Source organism: Leisingera sp., from assembly GCF_034669605.1.
Taxonomy (GTDB): Bacteria; Pseudomonadota; Alphaproteobacteria; order Rhodobacterales; family Rhodobacteraceae; genus Leisingera.
This window is the reverse complement of sequence record NZ_JAXMOX010000027.1, coordinates 1-21,300: the sequence shown is the minus strand read 5'-3', so window position 1 is coordinate 21,300 and position 21,300 is coordinate 1. Positions and strand designations below refer to the sequence as shown.

The following is a 21,300-nucleotide window of genomic DNA, read 5'->3' as shown; positions in this document are numbered from 1 at the left end:
GGATCAACGCCCCACCGCTGCGTTCCAGGCTTCCAGCGCGCCTTCGGGCATGTCCATCGTCTCATAGATCGGACGGCTCGCTTCGCGGAACTTGGCGCGCTCTTCGTCCGGCAGCTCAATCACCTCGATGCCCGCTTCCTCCAGTTGCCGGAGCACGGCGGAATCGTCCGAAACGAGATCGCGGTTGGCTTTGTTGGCTTTCGCGACGGCCTCGTGGACGACCTTGCGCTCTTCTTCCGACAGACCCTGGTACCAATCTTCCGACGCGATGGCGACGCGGACGGACGCGTTCATCTGGGCGTTAGTGAAATAATTGATGAACGCCGTATGCCCATAGGTGAGCGGCACGAAGGCCGGGTTGATATACCCGCCCGCAACGCCCGTTTGCAGCGCATTCGGCACCTCGGACCAGGAGACGATCGTGCCTTTCGAACCCCAGTTCTCGAAAGTGTTGATCTGGACCTCGTCCAGCGCGCGCATGCGCACTCCCTTCATGTCGTCAAAGGTGCGGATCGGCACCTCGATGGTAAAGATGCCCGACGGCGTGCCGGTCATCACGACATCCAGAATGCGCACCCCTTTCGGCGTGGTGCCCTCGTTGATCTTGTCGAGCATTCCACCTTCGTAGAGCGCTTTGTCGAGTTGCTCGATGTCATCGAAGAAATAGGGCATCGATGCACCAAAGATCGTTCCGTCGAGAGTGCCCGCCGATTTGGCATCCGACATCGAAACCTCGAGCAGCCCCTGGCTCGCCTGGTCGAGACGCTCGGCCTCTTCACCCAGGGAATTGCGTTCATATTCCACCGCATCCATGCCATTGGCCTTGAGATGCTCGGCGAAGGTGTGAGCCCACATGTAGGTTCCGGATTTCTCGAGATCCGGCGGGCTGTCGAGGGCGATCTTGACCTCGGCCACGGCCGGCAGCCCAAGCGTCACCGCAACCGCGGAGGCCGTGAGGATTTGCATCAGTTTCATGTCGGTTTCCTTCCCTGTTGATTGGATGTCGCATCAATTCCACAGACCCAGTGCCCGAGGCAGCCAGAGGCTAATTTCGGGGGTGGACACCAGGATGCCCAGAACGACGATTTCCGCGATGATGAACGGTGCCACGGCCCTGGCCAGTTTCCAATAATTGACCCCGGTGACCGTCGAGACGATCAGCAGGCACCCCCCCAGCGGCGGCGAAACCAGCCCGATGCACAGGTTGAAGCAGATCACGATTCCCAGGTGAACCGGGTCCGCCCCGTTGGCCAGCGCCACAGGCGCCAGAAGCGGCACCAGAAGCGCGAGGGCGACAGGTACATCCATGACCATGCCCGCGAATATGAACAGAATGTTCATCACAATCAGGAACCCGACCGGCCCCAGCCCCAGGCTTTCGACCAGCCCGGCAACCGCCTGCGGGATCCGCTCCAGCGCGGCCAGGTGGCCGAAGGCCGCGACCGCGCAGAGGATCATGAAGATCGACCCGGTCAGGATCGCCGTGCGCAAGAAGCTCTCCCAGATATCCTCACGCGTCAGCGGCGAGTAGAAGAAGGACGCTAAGGAAGCGGCCAGCACCGCGACCCCTGCCGCCTCGGTCGGCGTCATCCATCCCAGCACGATCCCGCCCACGATAATTATCGGCAGGCAAAGTGCCGGCAGAGCGACAAAGATCGCGGGCAGGAGCGGCGGCGCCTCCCCCTTCTCCACGCGCGGATGATCTTCGCGCCAGGCATACCAGCCATTGACGACAAACAGCGCGCCGGCCAGGAGCAGGCCGGGCAGGATACCCGCTACGAACAGCGCCGCGACTGAGGTCTGCATCAGCGCGCCATAGAAAATCAGAATGTTCGTAGGCGGCACGATCGGCCCGATGATCGTCGACGCCGCAGTGATGGCGCCGGCATATTCCGCCGTATAGCCGCGCTCGCGCATCGCCGGAACCAGCGTGTTGGATAACGCCGCCGCATCGGCAACGGCGGACCCGGAAATGCCCGCGAAGAAAACAGAGGTCATGATGTTCACATGCCCCAGGCCGCCGCGCAGCCTCCCGATCATCGCCATTGACAGGTCGATCAGAGATTTCGTCACTCCGCCCCGGTTCATCAACTCGCCCGCCAGGATGAACAGCGGCATCGCCAGAAGCGAGAAGATGCTGATTTGCGAGAAGACCTTTTGCGGCAACACGGCGAGATAGCGCCCGTTGTCGGTCAGGATGAAGGTGAGCACCGCCGCGCCGCCGATCACATAGGCAAGCGCCAGCCCTGAGGCCAGAAGTGCGATCACCACGACGGGAACAAGCCATATCATGCCGTGCTCTCCATCCGGCCGGGGGCGATGTGTTCGCACACCAGCCCCTGATCCGCGATATGCCCCGGAATGTCCCGTCCCTGTATCAATGCCGCCGCCAGGTCGGCCGCGGCGGGGGCGGACTGGATACCGTATCCCCCCTGCCCCGCCATCCAAAAGAACCCTGGCACCACCTGCGAAAAGCCGATCACCGGCTCCTTGTCGGGCACAAAGCTGCGCAGGCCCGCCCATTTGTTGTCGATACGCCGGATATCGAGATCAAAGGCAGTCATGATCCGGTCGGCGCAGATCGCCACGTCGATCTCTTCAGGCTGGGCATCGCAGGGATCCGTCGGCGTCTCGTCGGCAGGCGAGATCAGCAGGCGGCCCGCGTCGGGTTTGAGATAGAAATTTTCTTGCACGTCGATGGTGATGGGCGCGTCTCGGCGGGTAAATCCATCCGGCTCGGCCACGACCATCGCAGTCCGTCGTTTGGGCACCAGCCCGATGGTCTCGGCCCCGGCAAGTTGGCCGATTTTCTCGGCCCAAGCCCCGGCAGCGTTCACAATTAGCGGCGCCCGAACGGTCCCGCCTTTCGTCCGAACACTCCACCCGTCGCCATCGCGGGTCAGGTCCTGCACCGGCGCATCGGTCACTAGGGTTCCGCCGCGCGCCTTGAAAAGCCGCAGAAACCCCTGGTGGAGCGCCGCGACGTCGATATCCTGCCCGCCCCGGTCCAGCATTCCCGCAGCGGCATAGCCGTCTCTCAACAAGGGTTGATGGTCTTTCAACGCGACCGGATTCAGCACATCGACCCGGGTTTCCCCAGAAACCGAGGCGACAAGCGCATCAAGCGCGCCGAGCTGGTCGCGCCGCGCGATCACCAAGATCTCGCGGGGGGTAAAAAGCGGGGCATCCGCGAACCCGTCCGGCGTGTCATCGAAGAAGCCGCGCGAGGCGCGCGTCAGGGCTCGGACGCCTTCCGGTCCATAGCTGGGGGCATAGACCGCCGCCGAGCGTCCGGTCGTATGATAACCCGGCTGCCTCTCCATCTCGATCACCACCACCTTCATTGACTGCGCCAAAACCGCAGCCACCGAGGCGCCGGCGATACCCGCGCCGATGACGATTACATCTGCTGAACTGGGGCGGTCCGACATAAGGCGTGAACCCTTCCGTTTCGTTTCCGTGGCTGCAACGCTATCGGAGGTTTTTCTAAAAGCAACAATTTTTTTTCTTATACGAAAATATTTTCCATTCTCTGGAAGGCTTGGTAGAATCGTCCGGCAACGAAGGAGGTTCACACATCCATGACCACGGCCCAGGATCTGGGGGCACGCCTCAGACATTTACGCAAGACCCGCCAACTGACGCTCAGCGGGCTCGCGTCCCTGTCCGGCGTCGCGGTTTCCACCATCTCGAAAATCGAGAACGGCGCCCTCTCCCCCACGCTGGACAAGGTGCTGCGCCTGGCAGAAGGGCTCGGCCTTACGATCGGGCAGTTGATTGGGGACGAAGAGAGCGAGGACAGCCCACCCAACAGCCGTTTCGCCCCGTCGCGCGAGGGCGATGGCGTCGTCATCGACACGGAGAACTACGTGTACCGGTACTTGTGCCCGGAACTGACCAACAAGCGGATGGTGCCCATCCACGCGCACTTAAAGGCCTCATCCATCAGGGAATTCGGACCTCTCGAACGTCACGGCGGAGAGGAATTCCTGATTGTCATGGATGGCGAAGTCGTGGTGCATTCGGAATTCTACGCGCCCGTCACCCTTAAACGCGGCGAGAGCATCTATCTCGACAGCACGATGGGCCATGCCTATGTCAGCGCCGGAGAGAGCGACGCCGAGGTCTTCTGCATCTGCACCGAACCCCAGCGCCTGGAAAAAACCGGCGAGGCCGGGCCGCCTCAGCCCGGCTGATGGACGAGGAATTCGATCTCGACCACTGCGCGCGGCACCGTCAGCGCCCCGCGCACGGCTGATCGGGCCGGCGGATGCAACGGGAAATAGCTGCCGAACGTGGTGTGAGGGTCAGTCGAGAAGCCATCCGGCAATGGGTGCACCGCTTTGGTGGACATTTCGCCGATTGCATCAAACGAGACAGGCCTGGAGCGGTTGACAGGTCCAAGTCTCAATCTGCTCAGTCACGCCAGAACAATTTGGCACTCCCCCCAGTGCTCTTGGATGGCGCCTTAGGGGTGGACATTAGGTGCGCGCGGTCGCGCATCTTCAGCCCCGCGGCATGAGAGCTTCAGTTTCCAGGGAGTGCGCAAAGCTTCGGTCAAAGTCCCTGGCAAGTCCGGGTCGGTGACAGACCGTGGCCCGGGCCGAGACACAAACCCTTGCGCTTCAAGCAAGGCCTCAGCATCCGCTTCAGTGCGTCTGGCATGACAGTTTCTGTCACGCCGGCACATTCAACCGGTCTAGCAGACCCGGAGCATCGGTTTTCAGTTGTCGGGAGACCACATTCGATACCGCCCCTGCCGGCGCCCACCGGTAACAATCTGCCCTGACCCTGAAACATCCGCAATAGTGTCCTCTGACACAGGCGCTTATCCAGAAAAGCCCCTGGCATCAGAGATGCCGGGGGCGCTACTTAGTGAGCGATTGGCTGAAGGTTCAGCCTATACTTTCACCTCACTTGCCTGACCAGAGGCTGAGTTGCCGGAGACGAAGCCTTCGGTCACCTCGTCGCTCGGACGGGTCATAAGGCTGACGCCGACAAATAGCAGGGTCGACACTGGCAGACCCAAAATGCCGGCATTGTAACCAAACAGCTTGTTTCCGGTCAGATACATCACGATCACGAAGAGACCGCCGCCTGCGATGGACACCAATGCACCGGCTGCCGTGCCGCGCTTCCAGAAGAAGGCACCGACGATCGCAGGCACAGTCACCACCAGACCCGCCGAGGCCGCAACCGACAGGATCGAAATCAAGCTCAGCTCGAGTGCTGCAAAACCGAGGGCGAGGACAGAGATCACCGGGATCACCAGCTTTCCGATCCACAGCTGACGGTGATCGGACTGATCGCCGCTCACGTTGCCATAGACGTCGCGCGCCAGCATGGACGACAGTGTCAGCAGGATCGAGTCGATGGTAGAAACAGCCGCCGCGAGGATACCAACCATCACGATCACGCCCAGCACCGGCGGAACAAAGTCAGAGGCCAACAGCACCGAGGTCGCTAGGTCTGCGCGCTCAAGTTCCGGGAAGGCGACGAAGGCAGAGAAGCCCCAGATCACCGACACCAGCGTGTAGATCAGCCCGAAGCAGAGAAAGATCAGCAGCATACGGCGCAGCGCAGCCTTGGATTCCGGCATGAACAGACGCTGGCTCACCTGCGGGTTGGAGATCGAAAAGAAGAACCACGGAATGGTCAGACCGATGAAGGTCTGCAGACTGAACAGCCCCGTCCCCGGCACCGTCAGCATCTCCGGTTTGCGTTCGGCCACGGTTGCGAACAGGCTTGTGAACCCGCCCAGTTCGCTCACCACCAGGATGGCGACGATGGAGGAGGCAACGATCATCACAAGCGCCTGCAGGCTGTCGGTCCACATGACCGAACGGATACCCGCAACGTATGAGAAAAAGATCGCAAGCGCGGTCGCGATCAGGAGCCCGGTCCCAAAGGAGATCGCCCCGTCGGACATGCCGGACACCAGATATCCCACACCGGAGAGTTGAACCGCGGAATAGGGAATCAGAAAGATACAGCTGACAATCGCCGCTGCGATCGCAACCCAGCGGCTGCCATAGCGGGCCCCCAGCATCTCGGACGGGGTTACGAAACCGTATTTCTTGCCCGCGGCCCAGAAGCGCGGACCGAAGATGGCAACCAGCGAGACGCCGGCGAAGTAGACGATCTCAAACCCGAGCGCGCCGACGCCGCCCTTGTAGGTCAGGCCCGCAAGGCCGACCATCATGAACGCGGAGTAGGTGGTGGCGGAATAGCTCAGCGCCGAGACCACGCCGCCCATGCTGCGACCGCCAAGGAAATAGTCCGACATGGTGGTGGATTTACCGGCCCGCGACAGGATCGCGACGATGATGGAGATCACCACATAGGCGGCGATGCCATACCAGATCAATGACTGGCTCATTCCTCATCCTCCTTGAAAGACGCGGTTGCCATCGCGTTCAGAATGATGATGGCCACACCCGCAAGGGTCCAGAAAAGAAAGGCTCCGGTCCAGCTCGGCGTGTCACCGAGCAGGCCGTAAGGCACGGCGTAACAGGCCAGAATGACCAGCCCCACCAGCCACAGGGATACTGTACGTAGCATTAGTCTGCGCTCCCGTTGGATTGTTGAGTTATCTCTGAAATCGGGTGCTTTGGCGCACCACTTGTTCTTTTTTTCGTGCCGTACCAGGCCTGCGGGTGCGGACACCCGCAGATGCCACCGCTCAGTCAAGGCTGTCGAGCCAGTTCTCGATGTCATCAGCATCGGTGACGTCGGCATATTTCTGGTTCATGTCGTAGAGGTTCGCGTCATGCGGCGCTTGGGCGCGGTCGGCGCAGCAATCGGCGGGCACCAGAACGTTGAAGCCGGACTGCACCGCATCGACCACCGTCGCCCGGACACAGCCGGATGTCGTCGCCCCCGCCACCACCACAGTATCCACCCCTGCCCCGGTCAGAAGCCCCGCCAGGTTGGTGCCGTGAAAGGCCGATGCCCCGTGTTTCACGATCACCGGGTCGGCGGGGGTGATCCCCGTGGCCGTGTCGATCTCCACCAGGCGGCTGCCGGCCTGCAGCGCCGCCATGCCCGCCGCCTTTTTCAGCCAGGGCAGCGCCTCGCGTTCCCAGGGCTGATAGGCGATGGTGGTATAGATCACCGGCAGCCCCATCGCGCGGGCCTTGTCGGTCAGCCTGCGGGTGGCCGCAATCTGCACCGACATATCGGCCGCGGTCGGGTATTGCGTATCGGTGAACCCGTAGGAGAAATCCACTACCACGATGGCCGGTTTGCTGCCGCGGGCGACCTTTTGGCCAAAGCCCGCATCTGAATAAACCTGTTGCTGGGACATGCTGCGCTCCTCCTGCCCGGCCTCAGCCGCGCTCCATTTGCATTTCCTTCACCACCAGATCGCCATCAATCACGATCGGCTCGTCATCGAGGAACAGCGAACAGCCGCGCATCGGAATGTCGAGATGGCAGGCGGTGTCGTTCGGCCCGCCCAGCTCGTTGTTGGGGCCGGTGGAGAACATCACGTTGCCATAGAAGCTGCGCGGCTCCATGCCCATGCCGCCGGGGAATTCGCCCGGTGTCATGCCGTGCCATTTGGCGTTGGGGTTCATGCCCCAGCCCACGTGGCTCATGCCCATGCCGCGCGGATCGTTGAAGGCCTCCATGTAGGATTTGACCAGCTCCGCATCGAGACCGCCGCGGATGTCGGTGATCCAGCCCTTCTCGATGGTATAGGTGATCGGGTCGCGCACATACATGTTCTGCGGCAGCAGCACATCGCCCGGCGCGACCACGATGGTTCCGTCGACACCGTCATCATCGCCGCCGGTGAAGACAAAGCCCGAAGGCCAGTGGTCCCAGCGGCCCGGGGTGTCGGTGCAGGCGTATTCGGCCACGGTTTCATAGGTGTTGAGCTTGTAGGTCACATCGGTGCCATGCGGCGAGGTGATCCGCATCACCTTGGCGCGCGCCAGATACTCGGCGCCGATCTCGACCTTCTCGCGCAGCTCCTGGCTGGGCAGCATCCGCGCCAGCAGCTCCGGCGGTTCCACCGCGGTCAGGATGCGGGTGCCCGCGTCCTGAATGGCGAATTGCTCGGGCGAGAACAGCAGGAAGATGCAGTCGATCAGCATGTCGCAGTTCTTCAGTGCCTCAACCGCGTCGGGCATCGCCGCCAGTCCGGTCTGGCCCACGGCCCAGGCCCCGGCTACTGGCGGCGCCGGCAGACGCATATGATACATGTTAGCGCCCAGGATGCGCCCGGCGGCCATGAAGGCATCGGCATAATCCAGGCGCTCGTTGCCTTGGGTAAGCACAACCAGACGCTCGTCCTTCTGCACGCCGGACATTTTCAGCTGATGCAGGCAGATCTCGGTAAAGCTCTGATGGTCCATCATGTTTCTCCCTAATGTCGTATTTTGTTATGCGGTGAAGTCGAGAACGGCAGCCAAGAACCCCTCAAGATCGTCCCAGGGGATCATGTGGCCCGCGCCGGGCACGATCCGCTGTTCGATCTTCGGGTTCAACTCAGCCACTTCGGCCTGATCATCCGCATCCACAACGGTGGCACCGCCCGCGATCACCAGCCGGGCCGGTTTGTCGATCCTGGGGATGTCCTGATGGATGTCATCGGTGTGAAAGCCGTCAAATGCGGTGCGGATCGCACCCCAGTGGCAGGTATGCAGCCACTCGGCGCGCAGCGCCAGCTGCTCGTCGCTCCAGGTCGGGCAATAGGCGCGCATGTCCTCTGCCGAACAGCCCTTGGCGGCCATCACGATGCTGTCGCCATACCACGGCCATTTCGACGGGTAGGCGCGGCGCATCGGGCCGCTCATCGGCGGATCGACCAGGATATGCCCGGCAAAGGGTTCCGCATCGCGGGCATTGGCTCGGATCGCGACCCGCGCGCCCATCGAATGGCCCATGACAATGGGGTTATTCATCTGCCGCGCCAGCGCAAGCGCATCATCGGCCAGCGCGTCCAGCGTGTAGTCGAGATCGCCCGTCTCAGACAGACCGCGGCCGCGCACGTCCAGCACGTGAACGTCGAACCGCTCGGCCAGCCGTTCAGCGACAAAGCCCCAGGTGATCGCGGGCGAGGTGATGCCCGGAATGATGAGGAGTTCCGGCGCGCCTTCCGGTCCGGCGTAGCGGATCAGGTGCTGGCGGATGCCGTTGGCGTGAATATTGTATCCTTTGATCATGGTCTGCTCCCTCAATACGCGCCGGACAGCAGGGTGCCGCCGCCGGGAACGCGGGTGTCGAGATCCAGCGCCTTCAGCATCTGCCAGGTGGTTGCGATGGCCGCGGTCAGAACCGGCTTGCCGACCTGCGCCTCGACGGTGGAAACCGCGGGCAGCGACGGCATCTGCACACAGGCCGACAGAACAACTGCGTCCACATCGCTGGTGTCCATTTCAGACACGATGCCGGGCAGGTTCATCGGGTCATGCGCCGCCACGGCGAGGTTGTCGGAAATCTCCAGCGCCCGCCAGGTCACCACTTCGATGCCTTCGTTGCGAATATACTCCACCACCATTTCGGTCAGCGGCTTCATGTAGGGCGCGACCACCGCGACCTTCTTGGCGCCGATCGCCTTGATCCCCTCGACCAGCGCACCAGCGGAGGTCACCACCGGGGCTTCGGCGTCGTTGTCACGGGCCACCCCGTGCAGACGCTCCTGCGATACACGGTGATAGCCATGGCCCATCGACATGATTGCCACAAGGCAGGCATAGCCCATCACATCAACCTTGGCATCCGACAGTTCCAGCGCACAGCGGTCGCTGTCGGCATCCATCGCCGCCAGCTCTTCCTTGGTCACATGTTTCATCCGCATCCGCGACGAATGGAAGGTGAACCGTTCCGGTGCGATGGCCTCCCGCGCACGCAGCAGCGCCGGAATTTCGGTCTCCATCGTGATGTTGGAACTGGGGACGATCTGGCCGATCCGATAGGGTTTCATGTCCTGCACCTGTTTGTGTACCAATTAATTCCTGTGTAGTTTTTTGTTCGTATAGAAACAAGTTTAAAAAATGCATCTTTTGTGAATCTAAGGATTTTCAACAACTTACCGATTCAACATATGTGAGAAATCAGCCGCAAACGGCCGCAAATAGCCTGGGGGCGACTCATTCCTCACTGCGGTGGAGCGGCTGTCCTCGCGGCCGCCGAGCCGAAGCGAATCGGCTAGCGTGAACGGGCTGGCTCCGCCCAGAAAGCCTGGCTGCGCGCCTGCACTTGAAGGTTTCGGGTGAATGCGCGCCGCCGCGGCACGGTAATGACACGTCCAGCACGCGCCACGGCGCCCGTGGCCACAACAGTCAACGGCACCAAGTTAGAGACACGCGCCCGTAAAGCCCGACCAACGGCCCGCTTCGCCTTTAGTTCCCTAGCAGAGCTTGGCCAGCAAGCGCAAAAAGGTCTCGCTTTCGCGTTTGGTCAGCGGCGCCAGTGTCGCCTCGGTAATTCCCATCACCACCGGCAATGCCTCTTGAATGAGGGCGCGTCCCTTCGCGGTCGACTGCAGCATGTAGCGGCGCTTGTCCTCGGTATCGCGTTCGGTAGTGACCAGTCCCTGTGCCTGCAGCCGCGAAACGACGCCCTTGGTGGTTGCCGCGTCCATCGCCACCAGCCGCCCCAGCGCGTTCTGCGAAATTGGCCCGGTCATCTGCACCAGCCGGAACAGCATCGAAAACTGGGTTGCGGTCAGCCCCCCGATCATACGGTCCGTGAAAATGGTCTGATGCCGCTGATAGGCCTTACGCAGCAAGAAACCGATCTGCTCGTCCAGCACGTATTCCGGCGCGAAACGCTCTCTCTGTTCAGAAGTTTCGTCGTGGCTCCGGGATGCCATATGCTGGTCTCTCCAATGTTCTCTTCCAGTCTAACCGTTTACATGGCTCAGCCGCAGAGGCAACCTTGCCATGCGGATCTGAATATCTGCGGGCCAATTATCCCCTATTTTCAGACTGCCTGTATGCACACATCTTAACCATTTCCGGAATGACGCGCGTCAAGCGGGCAAAAAAGCAGGCAGTCAGCCATTGCACAGCGCGCAAAAATTTGTTTGTATACATCCAAAAATGCACCTGGAATGCAGCTTTGATCCGGGAAATGCTGCAACGGCAATGGAGGTCGCTGAATGGCTGGCGCGTCAAAAACACTGCATCTGACGGTCAATGGCACAGACCATGAACTGTCTTTGGATCCGCACCGAACGCTTCTTGACATCCTGCGCAGCGAGCTGGGCCTGACGGGGCCGAAGTACGGCTGCGGCATGGCTCAGTGCGGGGCGTGCACGGTGCTGGTCGACGGCGCCCCTGCGCGGGCCTGCGTAATGCGGGCAGGCAAGGTTGGCAGGCGCGAGATCATCACTTTGGAAGGTCTTGCCGACCGCAAAACCGGCGATTTACATCCTGTTCAGGCGGGATTCGTGGCGGAAGAAGGCGCGCAGTGCGGCTATTGCCTCAACGGTATGGTGATGAGCGCCGTGGCTCTGCTGCAACAAGAACCTCATCCGGATGAAGCGCGCATCAGAGCAGCTCTGGCCCACAACCTTTGCCGGTGCGGCACCCACAAGGAAATCATTGCTTCCGTCCTGCACGCAGCACGGCTGATGGCCGCCAAGCCGGCACAGCCCGAAGCGGTGCCTGCATCAGAGACTGAGACCGCAAAGGCCTGTTCCGCATGACTGATACTCCCTTTGGAAGCCTTTCGATCCACAGCGACACCGGTTCTGGACGCCAGATCTTCGTGACCTTCGACAGCACCGGCGTGCTCACTGCCTTCAACGGGCATGTGGACCTCGGCACCGGCATCCAGACCGCCCTGGCACAGATCGTTGCCGAGGAAGCCGAGCTGCCGCTCTCCCGCGTAAAGGTCATCCTTGGCGACACCGCCCGCACTCCCGATCAGGGGCCGACCATCGCATCAGAAACCATACAGATTACCGCCGTGCCCCTGCGTGCCGCGGCGGCCCAGCTGCGGCAAGAACTCACCCGGCGCGGCGCGCGCCGCCTGAACGCCCCTGAAGAAGGCGTTGACTTGCAAGACGGCAGGATCCGCTGGAAGGACACGGCGGTTGCCTTTGAAGCACTGCTGGAGGGCCGCGAGGAAACCCTCCTCCTAGATCTCTCCACCCCAGTAAAATCGCCCGGCGACTACACCATTGTCGGCCAGAAGACCGCCCGGCGGGATCTGCCCGGAAAGGTAACAGGCCAGCACACCTACATTCACGATGTCGACGTGCCCGGAATGGTTCACGGCCATGTGGTCCGCCCGCCCTACACAGGCAGAGACAGCGGACCATTTATTGGCACCAGCCTGATCGGCTGTGACGAGGAGGCCGTGCACCACATGCCCGGTTTCCTCGCAGTCGTTCGGCAGGGCGACTTCCTGGGTGTTGTCGCCAACCGCGCCGATCAGGCGCAGGCCATCGCCGAGGCGCTTCCGGTCCAGTGGCGTCAACCGCCCGCGGCACCAGACCTCAGCGACTTGCGGCATGCGATCCGCAATCAGCCCGCGACCCCCCGCGCGCTCGACCGTTCAGGCGACTTTGACCAGGGCATGACAGAGGCCCAGACCACCCTCTCGCGCACCTATGTCTGGCCCTATCATTTGCATGGCTCCATCGGGCCTTCCTGTGCGGTGGCGGACTGGAACAACGGCGCGCCTGTCGTCTGGTCCGGCAGCCAGAACCCGCATATGCTGCGCGGCGACCTCGCGACCCTGACCGGCCTTGCACCCGAAAAAATCGAAATCCGGCGATATCAGGCGGCGGGCTGCTATGGCCGCAACTGCGCCGATGACGTCTGCGGTGATGCGCTGCTGATGGCGCGCGCCCTGGGCCGGCCCGTGCGGGTGCAGCTAACCCGGTCTCAGGAACATCTGTGGGAGCCAAAGGGCGCAGCCCAGCTGATGGACATTTCCGGCGGTCTCAAGGATGGTGCGCTGCACGCCTACAGCCTTGACACCTGGTATCCGTCGAACCGCGGTCCCAACCTGGCGCTGCTCCTGACGGGAGCCGTCTCCCCCGAGCCGCGCCCCTCGGACATGGGCGACCGTACCACCGTGCCGCCCTACCGCATCCCTCACAAGCGGATCACCGTGCACGACATGGCACCGATCGTCCGCGCTGCCTGGATGCGCGGCGTCTCCGCCCTGCCCAACACCTTTGCCCACGAAAGTTTCATCGACGAAATGGCCCATGAGGCGGGCGAGGATCCGGTCGCCTTCCGCCTGCACCACATAGACGACCTCCGCGCCGCCGATCTGATCCGGCGCACCGCCGAAGCCGCCGGCTGGGATGCCCGCGAAAAACCCCGGCTGCGCCGTGAGGGGCGGATGGCCTATGGCACCGGCTTCGCCTATGCCACCTACGTGCACGGGCCCTTCCCCGGCACGGCTGCTGCAGCCGCAGCCTGGGTCTGCGACGTGGCCATCGACATGGATACTGGCGAGGTCACCCTGACACGGGTCTTCGTCGGACAGGACCAGGGCCTGGTTATCAATCCCGACGGAGTGCGCCACCAGATCCACGGCAACGTAAACCAGACCGCAGGCCGGGTGCTGCGCGAAGAGGTGAGCTTTGACGAGATCACGGTGACGCCGCAAAGCTGGGCCAATTACCCGCTCATGACCGTCCCCGAGGTGCCAGAGATCGAGACCATGCTGGTCGAGCGCCCGGACGAGCCCGCCCTCGGGGTGGGTGAAAGCGCCGCGGTGCCCTCGGCCGCCGCGATCGCAAATGCGATTTTCGACGCCACCGGAGTGCGGATGCGCGAGGCACCCTTTACGCCGGAAAAAATGCGTGACGCCCTCGGAATTGCGCCGCGTGATATGGCCGTGCCCGCCCTGGCCTGCCAGCCCCCTGCGCGAAAACGGCGCAAACCGCGCGCGCTGGCCGTGGCGGCAGCTCTTGGCGGCGCACTGACCGCCGGCGCCATCGCACTGCCGTTGGCGCGCGCGATCCCCGCAGGCTCCGCTCCTGGCGCGGCCAGCTTCTCGGCGGAACTGCTGGAACGCGGTGCGCAGGTCTTTGCCGCCGGCAACTGCGCCACCTGCCACACTGCTGACGGGGGCACGCCCAATGCGGGCGGCCGTCCGGTCGAAACGCCCTTTGGCACCATATATACAACCAATCTGACCCCGGACCCGGAAACCGGCCTCGGTCAATGGAGCTTCGCCGCCTTTGACAGGGCAATGCGCCAGGGGATCAGCCGCGAGGGACACAACCTTTACCCGGCCTTTCCCTATACCTCCTTCGCCAGGATGAGCAGTGACGACATGTACGCGCTGTATGGTTACCTCCAGACGCTGCTGCCGGTGCAGTCAGAGACGCCAAGGGCGCAGATGATCTTCCCCGCCAACCTGCGCCCAGCCAATGCGGTCTGGAATGCGCTGTACCACCGGCCGACGGAAATCACCGGCGACCCGGCCCAATCCGAAGAGTGGAACCGGGGCCGCTATCTGGTGGAAAGCACGGGCCATTGCAGCGCCTGCCACACGCCGCGCAATGCGCTCGGCGCGGAAAAAACCGGCCCGGCGGCGCTATCCGGCGCAATGATCAAAGGCTGGTTCGCGCCTGCGCTCGCGGGTGAAGCGGCAGGTGCGCGCGGCTGGGACGTTGACAGCTTATATACCTATCTGCGTGATGGGGTTGCCCCCGGGCGCGCGGCCGCTTCCGGCCCGATGGCCGATGTGGTGGAAAGCCTCGCGGCGGTGCCGGATACCGATATTCGCGCCATGGCAACCTACCTCGCATCGTTGACCGAAGGCACCGCGGCCCCCGTCCCGGAACCTGTCCTGCCTGCAGCGCCGGATGCCACACACCGCCTTTTTGAAAGCGCCTGTGCCACCTGCCACGAACCGGCAATCACCGGGACGGTCACGGCAGCGCATATCCCGCTTGGCCAGTCCGTGGCCGTGCGCGCGCCCGCGCCCGAAGCCCTGCAAACGGTGATCCGCGACGGGCTGACCGCACCTCTCAGCCACGACCTTCGCGACATGCCGGCCTTCGGCGGCGAACTGAGTGAAGCGCAGATCGAATCACTCAGCGCCTATGTCCGCGCCCGCTATGCTCCGGACTTGCCGGACTGGAATTGATCGCGCCGCATTTATTTGTTCGCACAAGAACAAATAAGCTAACTCTCGATGCCGCCCTGTTTTCTGGAAAAAACAGGGCGGCTCGCATTTAAAGATGCATTTTTGCCATTGCATTCATCTGGACCGGATGCGAAATATTTGTTAGTATACAAACAATGTATTCCGTGACAGAGAGGAACTGAAATGCACTCGATCGAACAGGTGGACATCGCCGTTATCGGCGCGGGTCTCGGTGGCGCTGCGGCGATGGCGCTGCTGGATGGAGCGGGCTTCTCGGTACACACGTACGAGCAGGCGCCGGAATTCACCCGCCTTGGTGCGGGGATCCATATCGGCCCCAACGTGATGAAGGTGTTCCGCAAGATTGGGCTGGAAGACCGCCTGGCTTCCATCGGTTCGCACCCGGACTTCTGGTTTTCGCGCGACGGGACGACCGGAGACTATCTTTCCCGTATTGAACTCGGCGACTTTGCCAAGAAGGAATATGGCGCGCCCTATATCACCATTCACCGTGGTGACCTGCATGCCGAACAGATTGCGGCGCTGCCGCAGGACCGGCTGCATTTCGACCACCGGCTCACCGACATCACCGAGCGTGACAAAGATGTGCTGCTGACCTTTGCCAACGGCAAGAAGGTTGCGGCCAAACTGGTCATCGGGGCCGACGGCATCAACTCCGTGATCCGCGAAAAACTGCTCGGCGTCGAAAAGCCCCGCTTCTCCGGCTGGGTCGGGCATCGAGCGCTGGTCAACATGAATAAACTGCGGGCTTCCGGGCTTGACTTCGAACCCTGCGTCAAATGGTGGTGGGAACAGTCCCGTCATATCATGGCCTATGCGACCAAGGGCGACGGTTCCGAATACTACTATGTCACCGGCGTGCCGGTAGACGGCTGGGAGCATGAGGCCGGTTTCGTCGACAGCTCGCGCGAGGAGATGGAAGCGATCTTCGGCGGCTCGCATCCAATGGTGAACGCGTTGATCGACGCCACAGAGGAAGTCACCAAGTGGCCCTTCTGGAACCGTGATCCGCTGAACCTCTGGAGCCAGGGCCGCCTGTGCCTTCTGGGCGATGCCTGCCACCCGATGCGCCCGCACATGGCCCAAGGTGCCTGTATGGCGATTGAAGACGCCGCCGTACTGACCCGCAGCCTGGTGGAAACCGGCACCGATGACTACTCCACCGCTTTCAGCATTTATGAAAACACCCGCCGCGAACGGGCCACCAGGGTGCAGACTATTTCCAACGCGAACACATGGCTAAAGGAGCCGGAAGACCCGGCGTGGGTCTATGCCCACGACCCGTTAAGCGTTCAACTCGGCTAAGTGCCCTCCCCACTCTAGAGCTCGAATGAACGTGCGCGGCCATTCTCTCTGAATGGCCGCGTCTTTTGCTGCAACGGCTTTGCCTGGTTGCTGACGCCGCAGGAGGGGGGAGTTCTCGCGGCCATGCTGAACGGTGTTGTCACACAAACCTACCCACAATCGCTTGCGTTGCGATTTGGCCATAGCTGACAACGATGAACCCGCCGAACGTCAGCTACAAGCGCCACCGCTTTCCACGCCCTCGGGATCCGCTGGTGACACGCCACTTGCAACGGCCGTCCCAGTGTCATCAATGACGCAGACCGAAATCTCCTTCAGCGAAACGTCCAAACCGGCATAATAATTCATGGTCGTTCTCCTCACGGCATTTTCTCGTGAGGCCAACATACCGGACCTCGTTCGCCATCGGAGAGCGACCGCCGCAATCACACCATGTATGGAGTTCTCAGATCAAGTCCAATTCAGAACCACGTGCTCCAGGCACTGTGTCGCAAGCTGGTTTTCCTGATCTCGTCTCATCGACTGTTGCGCCCTACCTTCCGTTTGACCTTCCCACGCCTCCGGGATCAGATCGTTTACACGGCTCTAACGTGTAACAACCTGTCCCCGGTATTCTTCGCCATGTGCCATCAGCGCCCAGACGGTACGCGCCATTTTGTTGGCCAAAGCCACTCTGACCAACATGGGTGGCTTGCGCTCCAACATCCTTGCGAGCCAGGATCCCGGGACGGCTTCTTTTTGCTCGGCCCATCTAACCACGGCGCTGGCGCCAATAATGAGGAGGCGCCGCAACGTTCGGTTCCCCATCTTTGATGTGCGTCCCAGGCGCTGCTTGCCGCCAGTCGAATGCTGGAGTGGGGTTAAGCCTACCCATGCTACAAAATCGCGCCCCCGTCTGAATGTCGAAGGTGGTGGCGCAAGTGCAGCAAGCGCGGTCGCAATTATCGGGCCAACGCCTGGTATCGCGGTCAACCTCTGACATGTTTCATCTTCCTTGGCGCGCTGTACGATTTGCGCCTCCAGCTGTCTGATGCGGCCATTCAAAGCGTCAAGCGTATCGACAAAAATGCTCAGGAGAGGGCGGGGCATCTCCGGCAATTCAATGGTCCCGTCTTCGACTGCAGAAACAAGTTTACGGACGTGTGTTGGGCCTTTGGCAACCAAAAAAACCGAACTCGGACAGCTGGCCGCGTAAGGCATTGATGATCTGCGTCCGTTGCCGGACCAACAAATCCCGCGCTTTGAAAGCCAGGGCCGCAGCCTGATTGTCTTCGCTACGGACCTGCACAAACCGCATCGTTGGTCGCAGCGCTGCCTCGCAAATGGCTTCAGCGTCGATCAAATCACTCTTGCTGCGTTTCACAAACGGTTTGACATATTTGGGCGCGATCAAACGAACCGTGTGTCCAAGTGCTTCAAATTCTCGGCCCCAATAATGGCTCCCGGAACAAGCCTCCATCGCAATGGTGCACACTGGCAGTTCAGCAATGCACGACAGAAGTTTGTTGCGTCTGAGTTGTTTACGAAACACCACCTCGCCCGTGGAGCTGCAACCATGAAGTTGAATCACATTCTTCGCCAGATCTATGCCGACAAGGTCCAAATCCGCCATTTTGCTAACCTCCTGATGGCTTCCATCTCCAAAACCTATCAGATGAGAGATCAGGGGATGTCCATTCCATCAGAACCTATTCAACTGGTTCGGAATGTGGCTGGGTGATTTTGCCATAAAACTCCGGGCGGCGGTGTTTGGCGAAGTTGAACATGTTTTCTTTGCCGTCGCGGCACATTTCCATATCGCACTTGGCAATGATGAGTTCATCCTCAGTGGACATGGCCTGTGCAATGATCTCACCATATGGAGAGACAATGCACGAGCCGCCCATCAGATCCTGACCATCCTCGCATCCGGCTTTGGCGACAGAAACGACCCATGTGCTGTTCTGATAGGCTCCAGCCTGGACGCTCAGATGGTTATAGAACGCGCGCCGGTGAGGGGGCTCTGGATCTTTGGCATTATGGGCGGGCGTGTTATACCCAATCAGGACCAGCTCGACGTCTTGTAAGCCGAGCACGCGGAATGTTTCGGGCCAGCGCCGATCATTGCATATACACAGCCCCATTTTAACATTGTCGTGGTCCCAGACCTTGAAGCCGTAGTCGCCGGTTTCGAAATAGCGTTTCTCGAGATGCTGAAACGTCCTATTGGGATCGTATTCATCATGACCAGGCAGGTGGATTTTGCGGTATTTCGAAACGATTTCGCCTGAGCTGTTGATGATGATCGAGGTGTTGAAATGGCGCGTTCGGTCGTTGTCTTGGACCAGTTCCGCATAGCCGAAGCTGGCCATAAGCCCCAGCTTCTTGACCGCGTCGAAGAGCGGCTGAGTTTCAGGGCTTGGCATTTGCGTTTCATACCACTTGTCCAGTTCGGGGCCAGCCTCGATGAAATACCGCGGGAAGAAAGTTGTCAGCGTCAGTTCAGGAAAAACAACGAGTTCCGCACCGCGCGCTTTGGCTTCGGTAAGCAGGCGCACCATGCGCGCCACAACATCGGCGCGGCTGTCGCTAGGTTGAATTGCTCCCATTTGAGCCGCTGCGATGACCAAGCTGCGTTTGCCTTGAGCTAGTGCCGACATTGTTTCACCTCTATTTGTGCTGCTTGGCTTTACCATCTACAGATTTTAGTATTAAGTCCAATGCCATCAGGGGCCGATACCATTACATGAGGTAATAGATGCAAATCAGACAGCTCGAAATTTTTCGCGCGGTCATGCAGGCCGGTTCGACAAGCGGTGCCGCTGACTCCCTGAACATCTCTCAGCCTGCTGTCAGCCGGATGATCAAACACACAGAGGCTGTGCTTGCCATCAAGCTTTTCGAGCGTGTTGGAGGGCGGTTGCATGCGACCCCAGAGGCGCATCAATTGATGGAAGAGATTGAGCCCCTCTTCATATCTTTGGAAGGGGTGCGAGAGCGGATCAAGGACATCCAGTCCGGTGCAACAGGGAATCTGCGCATCGTGGCCACATCCAATATGGCCTCGACCGTCATCGCGCAGGGCCTTTCCCGTTTCTTCGACCATCGTGAAAAGTTCCAGATTTCGCTTCATGTGAAGCGCTGGGAGAATGTGATTGAATTCGTGGAGCGCGGTGTGGCCGATCTGGGTTTTGTTTTTTCGCCCAAAGAAATCCCCAGTCATTCACTGAACGCGCAGCCTGTCGGTATGGGACGTATGGTCTGCGTCATGCCGGAGGATCATCCGCTTGCGAGCCAGACTGTCATTCGCCCGTCCGATTTGCGCGGTCATCGTTTCGTCAAGCTCGAAACGGGCAGCCCGCTTGGCAGCTTGATTGACAAGAGTTTCCAGCAGTTCGAGGAGGATTTGCCCTTCACCGTCGAAACCCGCTATTGCCAAACCGCTTGTGATCTGACGCAGGCCATTTCCGGTGTGACAATTGTCGATGAATTGACGGCCCGCAGGAATCGTCAATATGGCTTGGTGATCCGCAGGTATATCCCGCAGATCAACCTGCTTGCGCATGTCATCTTTTCGAAGAATCGACCTGTGTCGATTGCAATGAAAAAGCTGATCTCCCAAGTCGAAGCGTCATTTCTCGATTACACCATGGCCGGACCGCCTGAAACGCCTTAGACCTTGTCCAGTTCGATGATCGCATCGAGCATGACTTGCGCCGCGATGGCGCAATCTTCGGGCTCTGCCCATTCTTCGGGCGTATGGCTGCGCCCGTCGCGACAGGGCAGGAAGATCATACCTATTGGGCCGATTTGGGAGATGAACACTCCATCATGCCCCGCACCGCTGGGCATTCGCATGCTGGGCAAGCCGCGATCCTGCGCTACGGTTTCTACGGCATCAACGATCCTTTTGTCACAGGGTGCGGCGGCGGCGGTGCTCAGGTTCTCGCATGTGACCTTGATCCCTTCAGCAGGGAATTTCTCAAGCAAGCCAGCAACCGTGACGTCAAGAAAGCGGTCCAGCTTATCGGCGAGGGGGGCGCGGGCTTCGAGGATCATCTGGACTTCACCTGGAACCGCATTGGCCGCATTGGGGCGCACGTCCATCCATCCGACCGTCGCGACCAGTGGGTTTTCAGGCGTAGTGATTTTGTTGGCAGCTTCCGAGACAGCGGCGATAAATTCGCCTGCCGCTACAAGAGCGTCGCGGCGCAGGTCCATCGGTGTTGCGCCGGCGTGATCTGTCTGGCCCACTAGGCAAATACGCTGACGGCGAATGGCGGCGATCCCAGTCACCACACCCACAGGCACCTTAGCCGCTTCCAGTGCGCGAGCCTGTTCGATATGAACTTCGAGATAGGCTGCGATGGCATCCTTGCCTCGGGCAACGCGCGAGAGGGCTTCTGGGTCACCGCCGACATATGCAAGCCCTTCGGCCAGCGTCATGCCATCGGGACGCGTCATCTCCAGCATCTCCGGGGTGAGCGCGCCGACAAGGGCGCGGCTGCCCACGCAGGACAAACCGAATTCGCTGGGTTCTTCGGCGAGAAAATCCACGACCTCCAGCGGATGGCGCGTGATGAGGCTAGCCTCATGCAGCGTCTGCGCCACCTCGAGCGCACAAAGCACGCCCAAGACGCCATCAAAGCGGCCGCCTGATGGCACGGTATCGCTGTGCGAGCCCATCATCAACGGTGCAAGATTGCCAGAGCTGCCTTCGCGCCGTCCGATCAGGTTGCCACCCGCATCTATCTCGACTTCGAGACCAGCCTTGGCAAAAGCGCCTTGGAGCCAAGCGCGGCCCTCAAGGAATTTGGGCGTGAAAGAACGTCTTGTCCAAGCCTGATGCTCTTCCGTGATTGCGGCCAGCGCCATCAGGTTTTGCCATAGGCGATCCGCGTTGATGCTTGGTTTTGCGGTCAT

The 21,300-nt window shown here is 60.9% G+C and carries 18 protein-coding genes and 2 pseudogenes; 6 read left to right on the top strand and 14 right to left on the bottom strand.

Going from position 1 to position 21,300, the window contains the following annotated elements; translation table 11 throughout:
* Window positions 1-3: 3 nt before the first annotated feature.
* From VOI29_RS05340 to VOI29_RS05330, 3 genes are read right to left on the bottom strand one after another with little or no spacing between them, the layout of a single operon-like run.
* Window positions 4-975: a TRAP transporter substrate-binding protein gene (locus VOI29_RS05340; RefSeq protein WP_323776534.1), complete on the bottom strand. Its 972-nt coding sequence runs from the start codon at window positions 973-975 to the stop codon at window positions 4-6.
* A gap of 33 nt (window positions 976-1,008) precedes the next feature.
* A complete protein-coding gene (locus VOI29_RS05335) occupies window positions 1,009-2,292 on the bottom strand; it encodes a TRAP transporter large permease (protein WP_323776532.1) in 1,284 nt (427 codons plus the stop codon).
* Window positions 2,289-3,431 (bottom strand): FAD-binding oxidoreductase, encoded by a 1,143-nt coding sequence (locus tag VOI29_RS05330; protein ID WP_323776530.1) that lies wholly within the window; start codon window positions 3,429-3,431, stop codon window positions 2,289-2,291. Before VOI29_RS05330 ends, VOI29_RS05335 begins: the two co-directional genes overlap by 4 nt.
* A gap of 150 nt (window positions 3,432-3,581) precedes the next feature.
* On the opposite strand from VOI29_RS05330, the gene VOI29_RS05325 reads away from it, so the two are divergent.
* Both VOI29_RS05325 and VOI29_RS24565 read left to right on the top strand, forming a co-directional pair.
* On the top strand, window positions 3,582-4,196 hold the full coding sequence (locus tag VOI29_RS05325; protein WP_323776528.1) for an XRE family transcriptional regulator: 615 nt from the start codon (window positions 3,582-3,584) through the stop codon (window positions 4,194-4,196).
* Between the two features lie 83 nt (window positions 4,197-4,279).
* Window positions 4,280-4,399: pseudogene (locus tag VOI29_RS24565) on the top strand (IS6 family transposase); the annotation flags it as partial.
* 501 nt (window positions 4,400-4,900) lie between these two features.
* Here the strand turns inward: VOI29_RS24565 and VOI29_RS05315 are convergent.
* From VOI29_RS05315 to VOI29_RS05285, 7 genes are all read right to left on the bottom strand, one after another.
* Window positions 4,901-6,379, bottom strand: coding sequence for a sodium:solute symporter family protein (locus VOI29_RS05315; protein WP_323776524.1), 1,479 nt, complete (start codon window positions 6,377-6,379; stop codon window positions 4,901-4,903).
* Entirely contained in the window at window positions 6,376-6,561 is a 186-nt protein-coding gene (locus VOI29_RS05310; RefSeq protein WP_323776522.1) for a hypothetical protein, read from the bottom strand. The genes VOI29_RS05315 and VOI29_RS05310 overlap by 4 nt, the downstream gene beginning before the upstream one ends.
* Before the next feature lie 121 nt (window positions 6,562-6,682).
* Entirely contained in the window at window positions 6,683-7,306 is a 624-nt protein-coding gene (locus VOI29_RS05305; protein WP_323776520.1) for an isochorismatase family protein, read from the bottom strand.
* 22 nt (window positions 7,307-7,328) lie between these two features.
* Window positions 7,329-8,360: a leucyl aminopeptidase gene (locus tag VOI29_RS05300; RefSeq protein WP_323776518.1), complete on the bottom strand. Its 1,032-nt coding sequence runs from the start codon at window positions 8,358-8,360 to the stop codon at window positions 7,329-7,331.
* Between the two features lie 27 nt (window positions 8,361-8,387).
* A complete protein-coding gene (locus tag VOI29_RS05295) occupies window positions 8,388-9,170 on the bottom strand; it encodes an alpha/beta hydrolase (protein WP_323776516.1) in 783 nt (260 codons plus the stop codon).
* 11 nt (window positions 9,171-9,181) lie between these two features.
* Complete coding sequence (gene ndpH, locus VOI29_RS05290; RefSeq protein WP_323776550.1) at window positions 9,182-9,883, bottom strand: maleate isomerase; 702 nt, start codon at window positions 9,881-9,883, stop codon at window positions 9,182-9,184.
* 474 nt (window positions 9,884-10,357) lie between these two features.
* Window positions 10,358-10,822 (bottom strand): MarR family winged helix-turn-helix transcriptional regulator, encoded by a 465-nt coding sequence (locus VOI29_RS05285; RefSeq protein WP_323776514.1) that lies wholly within the window; start codon window positions 10,820-10,822, stop codon window positions 10,358-10,360.
* 288 nt (window positions 10,823-11,110) lie between these two features.
* On the opposite strand from VOI29_RS05285, the gene VOI29_RS05280 reads away from it, so the two are divergent.
* The 3 genes from VOI29_RS05280 to VOI29_RS05270 all read left to right on the top strand — a co-directional run bounded on the left by VOI29_RS05280 (window position 11,111) and on the right by VOI29_RS05270 (window position 16,398).
* Window positions 11,111-11,659 (top strand): (2Fe-2S)-binding protein, encoded by a 549-nt coding sequence (locus VOI29_RS05280; protein ID WP_323776512.1) that lies wholly within the window; start codon window positions 11,111-11,113, stop codon window positions 11,657-11,659.
* Entirely contained in the window at window positions 11,656-15,072 is a 3,417-nt protein-coding gene (locus tag VOI29_RS05275; protein ID WP_323776510.1) for a molybdopterin cofactor-binding domain-containing protein, read from the top strand. Before VOI29_RS05280 ends, VOI29_RS05275 begins: the two co-directional genes overlap by 4 nt.
* Before the next feature lie 183 nt (window positions 15,073-15,255).
* Complete coding sequence (locus VOI29_RS05270) at window positions 15,256-16,398, top strand: FAD-dependent monooxygenase (RefSeq protein ID WP_323776508.1); 1,143 nt, start codon at window positions 15,256-15,258, stop codon at window positions 16,396-16,398.
* A gap of 210 nt (window positions 16,399-16,608) precedes the next feature.
* On the opposite strand, the gene VOI29_RS05265 is transcribed toward VOI29_RS05270, so the two are convergent.
* From VOI29_RS05265 to VOI29_RS05255, 3 genes and pseudogenes are all read right to left on the bottom strand, one after another.
* Window positions 16,609-16,746 (bottom strand): hypothetical protein, encoded by a 138-nt coding sequence (locus VOI29_RS05265; RefSeq protein ID WP_323776505.1) that lies wholly within the window; start codon window positions 16,744-16,746, stop codon window positions 16,609-16,611.
* A gap of 237 nt (window positions 16,747-16,983) precedes the next feature.
* Window positions 16,984-18,010 (bottom strand): annotated as a pseudogene (locus VOI29_RS05260) (IS110 family transposase).
* Window positions 18,011-18,086: 76 nt separating this feature from the next.
* Complete coding sequence (locus VOI29_RS05255; protein ID WP_222506708.1) at window positions 18,087-19,037, bottom strand: N-carbamoyl-D-amino-acid hydrolase; 951 nt, start codon at window positions 19,035-19,037, stop codon at window positions 18,087-18,089.
* Between the two features lie 98 nt (window positions 19,038-19,135).
* Here VOI29_RS05255 and VOI29_RS05250 point away from each other — a divergent pair, with 98 nt between their 5' ends.
* On the top strand, window positions 19,136-20,053 hold the full coding sequence (locus tag VOI29_RS05250) for a LysR family transcriptional regulator (RefSeq protein ID WP_323776504.1): 918 nt from the start codon (window positions 19,136-19,138) through the stop codon (window positions 20,051-20,053).
* On the opposite strand, the gene VOI29_RS05245 is transcribed toward VOI29_RS05250, so the two are convergent.
* A partial coding sequence (locus VOI29_RS05245) for a Zn-dependent hydrolase (protein ID WP_323776502.1) occupies window positions 20,050-21,300 on the bottom strand: 1,251 nt, incomplete at its 5' end. The two genes, VOI29_RS05250 and VOI29_RS05245, sit on opposite strands and share 4 nt — an antisense overlap.